The sequence below is a fragment of the Pauljensenia sp. UMB9872 genome (assembly GCF_030212665.1).
Classification (GTDB): Bacteria; Actinomycetota; Actinomycetes; order Actinomycetales; family Actinomycetaceae; genus Pauljensenia; species Pauljensenia turicensis_B.
Window position 1 is genome coordinate 1 of sequence record NZ_JASOER010000005.1, and the last position, 13,330, is coordinate 13,330.

At 59.5% G+C, this 13,330-nt stretch carries 12 protein-coding genes; 5 read left to right on the forward strand and 7 right to left on the reverse strand.

The annotated features are described in order from the left end of the window. Window positions 1-577: 577 nt before the first annotated feature. The 3 genes from QP109_RS02875 (at window position 578) to QP109_RS02885 (ending at window position 4,225) form a co-directional block, all read left to right on the forward strand. The gene (locus tag QP109_RS02875) at window positions 578-886 is read left to right on the forward strand and encodes a helix-turn-helix domain-containing protein (protein ID WP_024058948.1); all 309 of its coding nucleotides are present in this window, start codon (window positions 578-580) and stop codon (window positions 884-886) included. 171 nt (window positions 887-1,057) lie between these two features. Continuing rightward, window positions 1,058-1,357 carry a hypothetical protein gene (locus tag QP109_RS02880; protein WP_024058949.1) on the forward strand — a complete coding sequence of 100 codons (300 nt, stop codon included), beginning with the start codon at window positions 1,058-1,060 and terminating at the stop codon, window positions 1,355-1,357. Between the two features lie 1,536 nt (window positions 1,358-2,893). Further along, window positions 2,894-4,225 carry a hypothetical protein gene (locus tag QP109_RS02885; RefSeq protein ID WP_285023202.1) on the forward strand — a complete coding sequence of 444 codons (1,332 nt, stop codon included), beginning with the start codon at window positions 2,894-2,896 and terminating at the stop codon, window positions 4,223-4,225. 569 nt (window positions 4,226-4,794) lie between these two features. On the opposite strand, the gene QP109_RS02890 is transcribed toward QP109_RS02885, so the two are convergent. From QP109_RS02890 to QP109_RS02905, 4 genes are all read right to left on the reverse strand, one after another. Continuing rightward, a complete protein-coding gene (locus QP109_RS02890) occupies window positions 4,795-5,220 on the reverse strand; it encodes a single-stranded DNA-binding protein (RefSeq protein ID WP_016456430.1) in 426 nt (141 codons plus the stop codon). Between the two features lie 91 nt (window positions 5,221-5,311). Continuing rightward, window positions 5,312-5,455 carry a hypothetical protein gene (locus QP109_RS02895; RefSeq protein WP_016456431.1) on the reverse strand — a complete coding sequence of 48 codons (144 nt, stop codon included), beginning with the start codon at window positions 5,453-5,455 and terminating at the stop codon, window positions 5,312-5,314. 160 nt (window positions 5,456-5,615) lie between these two features. Beyond that, window positions 5,616-6,638, reverse strand: coding sequence for a DUF4192 domain-containing protein (locus QP109_RS02900; RefSeq protein WP_049181628.1), 1,023 nt, complete (start codon window positions 6,636-6,638; stop codon window positions 5,616-5,618). A 170-nt stretch (window positions 6,639-6,808) separates the two neighbouring features. Next, window positions 6,809-7,282 (reverse strand): recombinase family protein, encoded by a 474-nt coding sequence (locus QP109_RS02905; protein WP_080972893.1) that lies wholly within the window; start codon window positions 7,280-7,282, stop codon window positions 6,809-6,811. 95 nt (window positions 7,283-7,377) lie between these two features. Between QP109_RS02905 and QP109_RS02910 the strand changes: the two genes are divergently transcribed. After that, window positions 7,378-7,854, forward strand: coding sequence for a hypothetical protein (locus tag QP109_RS02910; protein ID WP_034664648.1), 477 nt, complete (start codon window positions 7,378-7,380; stop codon window positions 7,852-7,854). A 169-nt stretch (window positions 7,855-8,023) separates the two neighbouring features. On the opposite strand, the gene QP109_RS02915 is transcribed toward QP109_RS02910, so the two are convergent. Beyond that, window positions 8,024-9,583, reverse strand: coding sequence for a SulP family inorganic anion transporter (locus tag QP109_RS02915; protein ID WP_285023203.1), 1,560 nt, complete (start codon window positions 9,581-9,583; stop codon window positions 8,024-8,026). A gap of 169 nt (window positions 9,584-9,752) precedes the next feature. Between QP109_RS02915 and QP109_RS02920 the strand changes: the two genes are divergently transcribed. Further along, complete coding sequence (locus QP109_RS02920) at window positions 9,753-10,157, forward strand: MerR family transcriptional regulator (protein ID WP_048733850.1); 405 nt, start codon at window positions 9,753-9,755, stop codon at window positions 10,155-10,157. A 540-nt stretch (window positions 10,158-10,697) separates the two neighbouring features. Here QP109_RS02920 and QP109_RS02925 read toward each other — a convergent pair. Together QP109_RS02925 and ychF are read right to left on the reverse strand one after the other, a co-directional pair. Further along, window positions 10,698-12,209, reverse strand: a complete 1,512-nt coding sequence (locus QP109_RS02925) for a recombinase family protein (RefSeq protein ID WP_070421670.1) — start codon at window positions 12,207-12,209, stop codon at window positions 10,698-10,700. Window positions 12,210-12,229: 20 nt separating this feature from the next. Further along, window positions 12,230-13,315, reverse strand: a complete 1,086-nt coding sequence (gene ychF / locus QP109_RS02930) for a redox-regulated ATPase YchF (protein WP_285023204.1) — start codon at window positions 13,313-13,315, stop codon at window positions 12,230-12,232. Window positions 13,316-13,330: the final 15 nt, after the last annotated feature.

Genomic DNA, 13,330 nt, shown 5'->3' on the forward strand with positions numbered 1-13,330 from the left:
ACCGCAGGTAGAGCGTTTCGTAATTTTTTCGTATTTTGATCGGCAAATTACGAAACGAGGTCAAAACTACGAAACGAGCACACTATAGACGTGTCACAGGTCATAAAAAGGCGCGCCCCTTGCGTGTCACCATGCCGCCACACAACAGCTGCCCCACCACAACACCCCAGCCGTGCCACGTGGCGTGTAGAAACGTGCTCGGTTCGATTCGTAAAGATTAGGTCGCAGGCTATTGTGCGCGACGCATAAGTTCCGTACGATGGCCCCCAGACCGTATGTGGCGTTTTAATTCGTTTTTGGTTTAGCCAGCCGCATACGGGGGATAACCCCGAGGATAATTCATAAAGAGACAGCCTCTCGACCGTGATAGGCGCGGTTCCTCCGACGAGATAGACCGGTCGGCAACGGCATTGCCAACCACAAAAGCGGTCAGGTAGGGAGTAAGCGCTCCCGTAAAGCGATGGGACGGCAGACCACCGTTCTAGCGAGTTGAGCACGGCACTCCAAGCCGCCTGAATAGCAAGCCGGTAAAGCACCCCGCTCCGGGACAGATCAATCTGCCCAGGAGCGTTTTTCTATGTCCGAAAAGGACACGACTACCGCCGTCGCGCCACGCTTTTACACGCTGCAGGAACTCGCCGATCTCGGCGTCGGCTCCGAGTCCACGTTGCGAAAAGCTATTAAAGAGGGCCGTCTTTCATTCCACCGTTTCGGCACCGCCTATCGGATTCGCCAAGACGATCTCGACGCCTACCTCGCGGCCGCACGCCGCCCTGCCCCGCAGCTATTCGACGGCTTCGTCGATGCCGTCGTGAATGCAGCGCCCCAACTGACAGATGAGCAGCGCCAGCAGCTCGTCACGGTGCTGGGCGGTGTGAAGCACTAATGCGGACAAACCCGCCTACGACGAGATCCCGCCGCTTAGCTCAGCTAGTCAGGCTGGGTCTTGAACTGAGTGCGAGGGCTGATGGGTGATGGCCGTGCTACTACACACGCGCGCTCCACCGTCGTGCCCCGAGTCCAAATAAACAGTTCATTCAACCAAGGAGAACAAACCATGTCTTTCAGAGACGATTACGCAGCAGCGCTGCGCGATGAGCAGCAAGCAAAAGATACCGTGAACGAGGCGCGCCGTGCACACAAAGCGACAAAGGAGCGCCTTGCGCAGTTGCGCAAGTATGCCGAAGAGTTCGAGGTGAATCTCGACGGTGACAAGTCCGCCAGCACCGAAGGGGACGGTGACAAGTCCGCCAGCACCGAAGGGGACAGCGATACACCTGAGAACGGTGACGGCGACACGCCTGAGAGCACCGAGGGCAGTAAGCCGAAGCGGCATCTAGAAGTTGTACCCGACTAACCCTTTAGCCGTACACGCAATCACCTCATGTGTGTACGGCCACGCGGCGTGACGACGTACAGCCGTCACGTTTGATGTCGCCACACACCCCGCTCGCAAGGGCGGGGTTTTCGCGTGTGTGCGGGTGGCTGCGGCACCGCTACACGTGACACTGTCACGATGCTTGCGCCGGTATCGGCGACGGGGCATATACACGTCTGCCCCGTCGCCTGGATCATCCGCCACATGGCTGGCGGTATGTCGCGCTGCTGTTATGCGCGGTTCTGGCCGGCATAGTCTTGTGTGGACTTGAAATATGCCGAAGACGGGGCCGTGGGTGCAGCAAAGACAGCAGCGTGGACAGAGCAGATTTCAGCAGCTGTGCTGCTGAAGATGCAACCGCGACGGCAGATGGTATGCGGCGCATGCCGCATAATGGACGCGTCGTGAGATACGCCAATATCCATCTCGGCAGGCTTGCCGTGATGGAGCGTTTCGTGATGACCCAAACACGACACATCGATGCTGGCATATCCGAATGTATATCAACGGGATATATCGGATTGCCGGCAGTGTCGTGATGCAGAGCATGGGTCATCACACAAGGTGCAGCGCCAGCTGCACTATTGGGCACCTTGACCGGAGCGCAGCGGAGGGAAAGGTAGACCCAGCCAGACCGAGCGAGCGAGGTCTGAGTCTGGGGCTATAAGGGGCGGCGCGCCAGCGCCGGGCACCGGGTTATGCGAGCGCCAGCGAGTAGTAATACCCGGTGCAGTGCCTCGGCTATGCCGAGCGCCGGAGCGCAGCGGAGGCGTCGCACCCCCTTATGCCCTTTTCCCCCTTCTACCCCTATAACGACAAACATATAGGGGTTTTGACACAGAAGGGGGCTGCGACCTGCGTGTTTCGGGTTGTGACACGGTCTTCGACCCTTACCCGAAACGGCCCGTTGATGCGCGAAGCGCACATGGTGCCTACGCAAAACCTGCAGGTCGCCACGCTGTGCGCACCACATGCGGCGTCAGCCACTGTATGTCGGTCTTAAAGTAAGGGCCGATGACGGGTGGAAACGCCGCTTGCGGCGTCTTCCCGCGTCATCGAGACACCTGCAGCGAGCTTGCGAGCGCAAGGTGTCTAACCGCACGGCAAGACCGACATCGCCTACGTGGTGCGCACAGCCACACCCTGCACCGTGACACCGCCGTTAGGCGGTTATTGCAGGGTGGTGAAAATCCCGCAGCGAGCCATCCGCCGCCAGGCGGTGTTGATGCTGCTGCGGGGGTTGAACCACGGGCCTGATTAATACACTCCATATCTGCCCGTGCCATAAGCACAGTATCGGTGCAGACGCATCACGCTCGCGGCAGAGATATGCGCGCAAGCGCATGTAATGAGCACCGCCAGCGACGTGTGTTTCGCGAGCGCGTCGCGCTGCAGCAGATCCAGCGGCAGCGGTTGATGCACATGTGTAGCGCCGCGACTCGATTGGTTCATCTTTGTGGCAGCGGCTGTACGGCCCTGTGGCGGCCGTAGACGCCTCGGATGGACGGAGTGCGCGTGCAGAAGAACAGTTTCAAGACGTCGCTGTTCGTCGTGTATCTGCCGAAGTCGATGTGCAAGGAGATCCCCGACTACTACACCAGTGAGGTGGACGGGCGCGAAGTGAAACGTCCGCGCTATGTCGCCCGCGACTACGAGGAAGCAAAGCAGTACCTCGAAGAGTCAATGCGCTGGCTTGCAGAAAACTTCATCCCCGGCGGTATCGACGCAGTCGCTGGCGGTGATATAAACTTTGACGAATCAACGCCACACATCCAGTTCCAGGCGGATACGTTCTCACCGAAGCCCGAAGATCCCGACAAGCTCCGTTGCCGCCCCGGCATCGCGTACAACACTGACACCTCAGTGCGGTACACATCCGGCCCGAAGAAGGGCAAGCAGATCTCGGGTAACCAGAAGTTCATCGACGCGCAACGGGGCCTGCGCGAACACATGCACTCGCTCGGCTATCCGGTGGAACTAGAAGTCTCCGAACGTCATGACGAGTCACTCAACCTCGACCGCTACACCGAGCAACAAGACCGGGAGCGCGATCTCGCCAAGCGCGAGGATGATGTGGAAGTCAAGAAGCGATCCGTGCAGCGCGACATGGACGCAATTGATCGTGACCGCGAGCAGGCTGCTAAGGAACTTGAACAGGCGCAAGAAGCCCGCGAAGCAGCCCAGCGCGTACAGGAGAATGCTGAAGCACAGGCTCGCGAGGTTGCCGAGCGTGTGCTCAAGGAAGCACGCGAGAAGGCCGAGCAAGAAGCCGAAGAGATCCGCAGCGAAGCACGCAAGGATGCTGAGCAGGAGTTGGGCCTGGCCGAAGCGCAAGCAGACGAGCTGCTCGAACGAGCCGAAGAGACTGCGCGGGCCAAGGCGGGCGATATTACAGCCGCAGCTCGCAGCGAAGCAGAGACGATCACTCGCAAGACCGACGAGGCCCGTAAGCAGGCTGAGCGCGACGCCGAGACGATCCGCAGCAAAGCACGAGATGAGGCCACGAGCATCCGCGACGAGGCCACACGCGACGCTGCAGTAACGCGCAAGGATGCCCGCGATGAGGCTGATCAGATCCGCCGCAACGCGCACACGGACGCCGAAGATGAAGCCGCCATCATCATCGAAGAAGCGGTGAAGTCAGGACAACAGTTGGAGCACTTGGATAAGAAGTTCCTGGTGCAAGAACTGCATCGCAGCCCAGAGTTGCTTGAGCGTTACACGCTGTTCAGGCAGTCGCAGACCTCAGGCAAGAAGGGCGGGGCGCAGCAGCGTGCACGCGAGCGCATCGAGAAGCGCCGCCAGCAGCAACAGCAGCGTGATCGTGATGGCGGTATGGAGTTGTAGCACTGCTCTCCCCTGCCCTGTACGGCCTTCTGCGGGCCTAACAGGGGGCCGTCGGCGTCGTAGGTCATTGGCGGCGGGTAAACGGCTGATATTCAGCGAAAATCGAAGAAATCTCGGCTAGGCGGGGCCGGTGTCACTACGTTGCGCAGTGAATTGGCCTGTTGAGTGGCGGAGATAGTGCGCAGCACGTCGGTGTGTACGACGGGGCATGTGCTGCGCAGAAGAGATGTCCGTAGAAGGGCCGACAGAATGTCGTTGTCATTCTGTTGCGTAGTAAAGGTGTCAATAGGATGACAAACCACTTCACTGCCCAATTCACATGTCATTAAAGTGACAGGGCATTTGATTGCGCAGTAAACGTGTCGATGAAATGGGTGCCCAATACACAGTGCAACCTACGTGTTAATGAAATGTCACAGACACTACATAGTGCAGTGAGTTGCGCAGCAGAAACGCCAGTAAAAGCACCGCACCACTGCACCGTAAAACTGCACAAGTGATTCGCAGCAAATTGGCGTGTGAAATGGTTGAAAAAATAACCCCGCAGGTTTCCCTGCGGGGTTTCGTAGTTAGAACGGTACTTCTTCGCCCTCAGCGCCAGCCAGGGCGGCGGTCGCCGCCTCGCCTCCGCGACGGGCAGCGCGAGCAGCGGACTCCTTCTTGGAATCGATCAGCTGCACCGTGTCGATGCGCGCCACCAGCGGGTACTGCTTCACACCGTCCTTGTCGGTGTAGACGTCGGTCTTGAGCGAGTAGCTCACCGCAACGCGATCGCCGGAGCCGATGCAGCCGAACACACCGGGGTTCGCGGCGTCCTGGACGTAGCCGGTCAGCTCCACGATCTCGCTTTCCACCTTGCCGGTGGACTTGTTCTTGAAGGTGTTGCGCGCATAGACGCTGAGCTTCACCGTCGCGCCGCCGTTTGCGTGCTCGAACAGCTTGGGTGCGCGAGCTGCGTTGCCGACGATGGTGCCGTTGTTGAAGGGGTTGGACATGTTGGTTCTCCTTACGTGAGTGGGTGTGATTTGCCGTGCAATTTGGGTACTTAAGCAGCTGCTTTGCTGCTGCGGGGCGGTTGCGCTGTCGTTACAACACTGCCCAGGGCAGCGGTGTGCCTGCCGCCTCTAGGTCGCGCAGTTCTTGTGCTGCGCCCGGATCGGCGTCCTCGCCGTCGATGCCGTCGGCGAGCTGGTAGAGCAGTTCCAGGTCGGTGTGGGTGATGTCGCGCATCACGTGCCTCCTTGTTCGGATTGATGGTCAATCCGTCTGTTGGAGACAGCTCTGCTGTCTAAAGGTCACTCCCCTGCCTCGTTGCGGTGTCTGTCGTCGCAAGCCAAGGCCCCGCGAGAAAAAGAAACCCCGTTGCATTGCTACAACGGGGTGTGTGGTGCTACTCGGCAAACAAGATCGTGCGGGTCTTCTCAGCGCCCTCGCGGACAAGCTCGACCATCCGCTCGCCCTGGCCGATATCGGTCAGCTTCGCCACCAGCGACGGGAAGTTCTCGTCTGGCCCGATCTCGGTGGCTCGCTGCGCAGCCACGCCAGCTAGCCCCGGCTGGCCTGTGGCGTGAGCGAGCACGGCAACAGTGGCGGTGAGCTGCGAGCGCATGCCTGGCCAGCTGGTCGGGACAGCGCGCATAACCTTCTCTATGAACGCAAGGCCCGCCTGCGGGTCATCGAGCAGTGCGGCAAGCAGCGTGTCCCGCAAGCGCGGCGTGGTGAAGCATTTCAGCGCAGACCGAACAGCGCGAGCGCTCGGCTGGGTGATCCCTGCCGCCGCCTGCTCATACTCACGCTGCAGCACGTCTGCGAACATGGGCGGGATATACGCCAGCGCGTCTTCGATGATGTCGGCGTGCTCGGCAGCGTCGATGCCGTGGTCAGTGCTGTTCAACCGTGCCTCGATGTCGTCTTTGCTCGGCTCCGGCAGCTCGCCGGTGTGCTCTAGCATCTGCTGCAGCGCCGCTGATGCGGCGACCTCGCCGACAACACCGTGGCGCGGCTCGTCGATGAGCGGATGCTGGTACACAGACCACCAAGCAGCCCCAGTGACGATCTCGGGCACCTGCACCACCCCGAGCAGCGGCGGTAGCGGCGAGGCCCCGCTGGTGAGGTACGTGGCCGTCTCGTCGAAGACCGGCTGCGCAATGTCATCGCTGATCATGTACGCGATAACAGCGTCGAGTTCGAGGTGGTGGACCCACGCTGCGAACCGCTCGCGGCTCTCGGTGAGCTTCTCCACTGCTTCGTCCAGGTCGAACCGTGCGACCGGGCCGAGGCGGACGGTGTCGACGCCCTCGTCGTCGACGAAGAACGCGAGGATCAGCGAGTTGTTCGGGTAGAACCCGAGGATGCCGGGGAGGTTCGCGAGGATCTCGCCGTGGGATGCAAGCGTGTGAGAATGGGTGGACATGGCAGTGCTCCTTTGCACGAATACGGGGTGTATGTGGTCAATCCCGTATTCGGCCCGGCTCTGCCGGTCGCAGGCGTATCCCAGCAGTGCAGCACTCATGTGTGCCGAGCGTCGCTAGCGCAGCCTGATGCCTTCTCGCCGGGTGCGAGCGCTAGCGACGCAGCCTGTGCTTAAGCGTCGGCTTCGATGCGCTTGAGAGCGCGATAGATCGTCGGCCGCGAGACGTTAAAGGTGCGCGCTACAGCGCTGACGGACTTGCCGCCGTCGATAAGCTCCTTGGCCATCTGCGCCTGCTCAGCGCTGAGCTTCGGCTTGGGGCCGGCGACCCTGCCCTGTGCGCGGGCGTGCGCCACGCCCTCACGGGTGCGCTGGACAAGCAGGTCACGCTCCCACTCGGCAAGACTTGCCATGACGTTGATAACCACCTTGTCGGTGGGCTTCGACGTGTCCAGCGCTGGCTCCAACACCTTGACGTTGATGTCACGCTCGGCGAGGTCAGCGATGGTGTTCACGGTGTCCGCGAGGCTGCGGCCGAGCCTGTCCAAGCGCGTGACAACGAGCGTGTCGTCGGGGCGCATGTACGCCAGCGCGTCATCAAGACCAGGCCGTTGCCAGTTGGTGCCGGAGATGGTGTCTGAGTAGATGTGGTCCGGGTCGCAGCCAGAGCCTGAACGCTCAGATGACTTCGAGCCTGACTTCTAGCCTGGAACCGCTGGTAGAAGTAGCTGTATCTGAGGCAATGTCGAAAGAGCCTAAGAGCCTGCACGAGGCAGCAGAAGCCTCTAAGAAGGCTCGCAGCGCTCTGCTCCAGGAGAAGGAGTCCAACGAAAAGCTGCTGGAGGAGATACGCGCAGAACGCAAGCAGTATAACGACGATATGGAAAAGTCGAACACGAACTTTATTAAGGCCTGCATGTCTGCCTCGTGGATTGCAGCCAGTGTTCTCTTCGTTGCTATCGCACTCGTTGCTGTCGGAGCCTTGGGGAACGGGCTGCTAAGTATGCTCGGCATACCCGACGGCGTGTCTGCCTTGTGGGGTCACGTCCAGGAGGCCAACGGCATCGGCCCAACACTGGGCTGGTTGGCGTTAACACTTATCGTCATAGGGGTTCTTATAGCGCTTATGACCTGGATGTTGTCCCAGGCTGCGCCGGGTATTGCTCACTTAGTCGAGGAATACCGTCGCAATCACCCGAGGAAAGAAACGAACCACTAACTAGAACACGTGCACCGTAAAAAGTAAAAATCCCCACAACACAGCGTAGCGGTTAACCGCTACGCTTCTTTTATGCTCTTCCTATGCCCCAACTTTGCAACAGCACCAATAAACTGGCGCCCCGGTTATAAGTTGGGGCGCCAAGTCGATGTGCTCGAGTCGGGGGATGTTAGTGGCCGGTGCCAAGCCGGCCAGACAGGCGGTTCAGCCGGTCCTGACTGGGACCGTCGAGCCCGATAATGGACACGGTTTTGCCTCTGTCCTGGAACTTCTGCGTAATCGCGTCAAAGGTCGCGACCGTGGAGGCATCCCAGATCTCCGCCTCAGTGAGATCAATAGTGATATGACGGGCAGAATCGGTGTAATCAAAGCGATAAACCAGGTCATTGCTTGATGCCCAAAACAACTGGCCATGCACCCGGTAGGTACGAGTATCAATCTCTCCATCGCCGTCGCCGTCGATCTCGGAGACCTTTTCAATGGAAGCGATATGTGCCATCCGACGGGCGAACATGATCATCGCGGTGACCACACCCAACACCACACCAATGGCCAGGTTGCTGGTGGCTAGGGTGGCAATAATCGTCACGGCCATAACAATGGTCTCAGAGACCGGCATGAGTTTAAGGGTGCGTGGATGCACCGAGTGCCAGTCGATGGTGCCGACCGAGACCATGATCATGATTGCCACCAGGGCAGCCATCGGGATCATGCCAACGATGTCGCCCAGTGCCAGGACCAGGACCAGCAGGAACACACCGGCTAACAGGGTGGATAGGCGGGTACGTGCCCCGGATTCGCGGACGTTGATCATGGTTTGACCGATCATCGCGCAGCCACCCATGCCGCCGAAGAAACCGGAGGCAATATTAGCCACCCCCTGTCCCCAGGATTCACGAGTTTTATCGGAATGAGTGTCGGTGATGTCATCGACGAGCTTGGCGGTCATCAACGATTCCATGAGACCGACCACGGCCATGGCCAGGGCATAAGGCGCGATGATCTGCAGGGTCTCCAACGTCCACGGCACGTTCGGAATAAACAGGGACGGTAAGGTCTCCGGCATCTTGCCCATGTCCGAGACCGTCGGGACAGTCAAACCGGCGGCAATGACCAAACCGGTGAGCACGATAATCGTGACCAGCGGGGCAGGGATCACACTGGTGAGCTTGGGGAAGAAAATCATGATCACCACACCCAAGCCGACGAGTGGGTAGACTATCCAAGGCACATCAATGAGGTGTTCGAGTTGGGCGGTGAAAATCATAATGCCCAGTGCATTGACGAAACCCAGCATCACCGATCGGGGGATAAAACGCTGAAGTTTCGCCACACCGAGGGCGCCGAGCACGATTTGTAGGACACCGCCCAACAGGACGGTGGCGATGAAATAATCCATCCCGTAACCACGCGCCACAGGAGCAATGACTAGGGCAATAGCCCCGGTGGCGCCGGTGATCATTGCCGGGCGGCCACCGGTAAAGGCGATCGCAATGGCCATGACTACCGAGGAAAACAGACCCATGGCTGGGTCAACACCGGCAAGGATGGAAAAGGCAATGGCCTCAGGGATCAGCGCCAGGGATACCGCCAGTCCGGCCAGAATCTCTATACGGATACGGGCGGGGGAAGAAAATGCGTAACGGAAGGATTCGATGATCCCGGTAGGGGCATCAGCGCCGTCTGGACTCAGGAGGGGGCGGGGGGCCGCCGTGCTAGTTTCAGTCATAGATGTCCAATCTTTGAGGGGATAGGTAACTGGGCGAACGCCCGAAAGGAATCCAACCCTCTAGTAACTTTAGGTTTGGTGATGGTGGTCATGGTAGCGGGAGTTTTACTCAACCGCCAACCCAGGCACAGGAACCCGTGGGCAACATCACCGTGAAGGAGAACAGGCAATGCAAAACAGTAATTTCAAGATCGGCGAGGTCGTTGACCAGACGGGGTTGTCGATTCCCACCTTGCGTTATTATGACAACGTCGGCCTGATTACCCCATCGGGGCGTAGCCCTGGTGGGTTCAGGCTTTATAGTGAGGCTGATGTACGTCGTGTTTTGCTGGTGCGACGGATGAAACCGCTGGGGTTTACTCTGGATCAGATGCGGGAATTCCTGGAAGCTGCGGAGATTCTTCATAGTTCAGATGGCGGGCAGGACAGTGATACCGCACAGCAGGCACGGAGTAATGCCAAGGCCACCCTTGCCGACATTCGTGAGGAGACGCGCACCCGCTACGAAAAGCTACGCAAGCAAATTGCCTACGCTGAGGAATTCCTCGATCTGGTCAACACCCTGGTACCCTAAACTGCCCCCATCCTTCGCAGGGAGAAAAAGACCATCGTATTGAATGCGCTCTGTCGAATCGCGTTCCAGATGAAGTGGACGAACGCCCGCGGCCTCTCCGGAGTGGATGGCGATAGTACAGAGGACTTCTGAAATCCGTGCAGACGACTCCTCAAAACGACACAGTCATCCAAGGTCACAAAATCGAAAATTGTCACTTAACCCCATCACTTCCAAACCGGCTTAAGTGACAAAATGCCATCGCTAAAGTCCCGATTTGAGTCCCAGGACGTGCGCCTTAAGAGAAATAACTAAAGCCCCTACCAGTGTTTCTCCTGGTAGGGGCTTGGAAGTTGGTAGCGGGGGCAGGATTCGAACCTACGACCTCTGGGGTAACAAGAGCCGTGTCATACTTCCTGCGAACGCCACGGTTGAGCAGTGTCGCCCCCGATACACGAAGGCAGATCTCCCCCGAACTGCCGGCTCCCGTGGCGTTCCTTCGTAAGAGCTTTGCGCGCCGCAGCGCATGCGCGCGATTGTTGACGTGTCACACACTGCAACCTAGTTCCACACGATCTGCACCGATTCAGGGTTAAAGGTCTTGGTGCCGCGCACGCCACGGCGCAGGCGCACCTGGCACAGGGTATTGATAACTCGGCGCTGCACGGCAAGCTCTGCGTTGTCGAAGGCATCCACGGGCGAGGCGTAGCCGGTTGTGTCGAGCAGCGCCGATGCGCCAGCAAGACGGGCACGGCGCGTTTCGAGTTTCTCGATCTGCGGCTCATAACGGTTTCGCGCGCGCTTGAGGTCACGGGCCTCGATAAGCTCCTCATCGTAGTCAGCCTGGACGCGGGCGAGCTTTGCGCGAAGCTCAGCGAGTTCGTCGTCGATGGCGTTGACCTCGTCGTCGTCCACAGTCGGCAGCAGGTCCGCCAGGTCGTCACGGCCAAGGCGGGCGCGGATCACGGCGAGCACAAAATCATCGACGCTATGTGTGCGCACTAATCCACAGGCGGCGCAGCGGTAGCGGTCGGCATGTGTGCGCACGGGGTTGCCACACTCGTCGCAGACATACAGACCCGAGCCGAGATGGCGGCGAGTGTTCCGGCGCTCCTTGTTGGTCAGCCGGTCGGGATCGTCGAGCACGTTCTGCACGCGCCACCACAGATCTGGTGTGACGATCGGCTCCCACTGCCCTTTCACCGGCTCGCCGGTATCGGGGTCGCGGACGATATGCGTGACACGGCGGTATTTGTTCTTCACGCCTTTGCGCTTGGCCTTCTTATAAGTGGAGTAACCCGCATACACGGGGTTGCGCAGGATCGAGTGCAACGACGTGTAGGCCCACGGCTGCGCGTCGGGAACCGGCTTTTCTTCCTGGCCTTCAGCGCGGCGTCGAGCGTTGCGCTCTGTGACCACGGTGTACATATGGCGCGGCGTGGTCGGGATATCCGGCAAGCCCGGTTGATCGACCCCAGATAAGGCGCGCGCAATGTCGCGCATGGAGTTGCCCCTCTCGACAGCGCGGAACATACCGAGCACGGCGGCGGCTTCGGATGGAATGATCTCGCCGGTGGAGGTGTAGCCGATAGGGCGCACACCGCCGGAGTACCAGCGGCCCTGCTCGGCGCGTTGCTGTTGCGCACGAGACTGGCGCATGCTCTTTCGCTCGATCTCGCCGCGTGCCACGGCTGCTTTGATGCGCGCGTACATTCTGCCGCCGTCGGTGGCAAGGTCAGCATCACCGTTCGCAGTGACGAGTTTCAGCCCCTGCTCCTCTGCCCTGTCGATCCACTCTTCGAGCTGCCAGGGCTGCCGTGTGAGGCGGTCGAGGTCCCAGCAAATGATCGCGTCGATCTCGCCGCGCTCAAAGGACGCCACCATCGCGTCGTAGTCGGGGCGGTCCACGTCCTTCTTCGACGCGGAGATCGACTGATCGACGTAGGTATGCACGACGTCCCAGCCGCGTTGCTCGGCAAGGGCTTCGCAGTCCTGGCGCTGCCGGTCGATGGCGAGGCCGTCCATGGCAGCATCGAGCGAGATACGGAGGTAAATAGCAGCACGTGTTGTCATGCCGCTAACACTAGCGCGCCTCAGGTTACATTGAAACGAAACTCCACGATGTCGCCGTCAGCCATCACGTAATCCTTGCCTTCCATGCGGACCTTGCCGGCCGCGCGGGCTTCCTGCATGCCACCGTATTTGATCAGGTCGTCATAGGACACGATCTCAGCTTTAATGAAGCCCTTCTGGAAGTCCGTGTGAATAACCCCGGCAGCCTGCGGAGCAGTATCACCGCGATGGATTGTCCACGCGCGTGATTCCTTCGGGCCTGCCGTCAGATAGGTCTGCAAGCCAAGAGTTTCAAAACCAACGCGCGCCAGCTTGTCCAAGCCGGCTTCGCTCTGTCCGGATTCTTCCAGCATCTCGCGCGCATCGTCTTCATCAAGCTCAACCAGTTCGGCTTCGAATTGAGCGTCAAGGAAGATGGCATCGGCCGGAGCGACCAGCTCGCGCAACGATGCCTGCAGGGCCTCGTCTTCCATCCCCTTCGCGTCCATGTTGAACACGAAAATGAACGGCTTGGTCGTCATGAGCTGGAACGACTTCAGCGCATCGGGATCCAAGTCAGCGCCCGCAGGGCCCGACAGGAGCTCGCCACGTTCGAGGATTTCAAGAGCTGCCTTGGCAGTTTCAAGGACGACCGCTTCGGTCTTCTTACCTCGCACCTCTTTTTCGAGGCGCGGGATCTGCTTTTCCAGCGTCTGGATGTCGGCAAGAATCAGCTCGGTCTGGATCGTCTCAATGTCGGAAGCAGGATCAACCTTGCCGTCAACGTGCACGACATCGGGGTCTAAGAATGCGCGAGTCACCTGACAGATCGCGTCGGCCTCGCGAATATTCGCGAGGAACTGGTTGCCCAGGCCTTCACCCTCAGACGCACCTCGGACGATACCTGCAATATCAACGAAGGAAACCGTCGCGGGAATAATCTTCTCTGAATGGAAGATATCCGCCAGCACCTTCAGACGAGGATCCGGCAAAGGCACAACGCCAACGTTCGGTTCGATGGTTGCGAACGGGTAGTTCGCCGCCAGAACGGTGGCACGAGTCAGAGCATTGAACAGGGTCGACTTGCCGACGTTGGGCAGTCCTGCGATTCCGATAGTAAGAGACACGCTCACCATTCTAGG

Bases quoted from the DNA above. Each gene is read 5' to 3' on its own strand.
- QP109_RS02900 (WP_049181628.1), bottom strand. From the start codon at position 6,638: ATGTCCACCCATTCTCACACGCTTGCATCCCACGGCGAGATCCTCGCG.
- QP109_RS02910 (WP_034664648.1), top strand. From the start codon at position 7,378: ATGTCGAAAGAGCCTAAGAGCCTGCACGAGGCAGCAGAAGCCTCTAAG.
- QP109_RS02920 (WP_048733850.1), top strand. From the start codon at position 9,753: ATGCAAAACAGTAATTTCAAGATCGGCGAGGTCGTTGACCAGACGGGG.
- QP109_RS02925 (WP_070421670.1), bottom strand. From the start codon at position 12,209: ATGACAACACGTGCTGCTATTTACCTCCGTATCTCGCTCGATGCTGCC.
- QP109_RS02895 (WP_016456431.1), bottom strand. From the start codon at position 5,455: ATGCGCGACATCACCCACACCGACCTGGAACTGCTCTACCAGCTCGCC.
- QP109_RS02880 (WP_024058949.1), top strand. From the start codon at position 1,058: ATGTCTTTCAGAGACGATTACGCAGCAGCGCTGCGCGATGAGCAGCAA.
- QP109_RS02875 (WP_024058948.1), top strand. From the start codon at position 578: ATGTCCGAAAAGGACACGACTACCGCCGTCGCGCCACGCTTTTACACG.
- QP109_RS02890 (WP_016456430.1), bottom strand. From the start codon at position 5,220: ATGTCCAACCCCTTCAACAACGGCACCATCGTCGGCAACGCAGCTCGC.
- QP109_RS02915 (WP_285023203.1), bottom strand. From the start codon at position 9,583: ATGACTGAAACTAGCACGGCGGCCCCCCGCCCCCTCCTGAGTCCAGAC.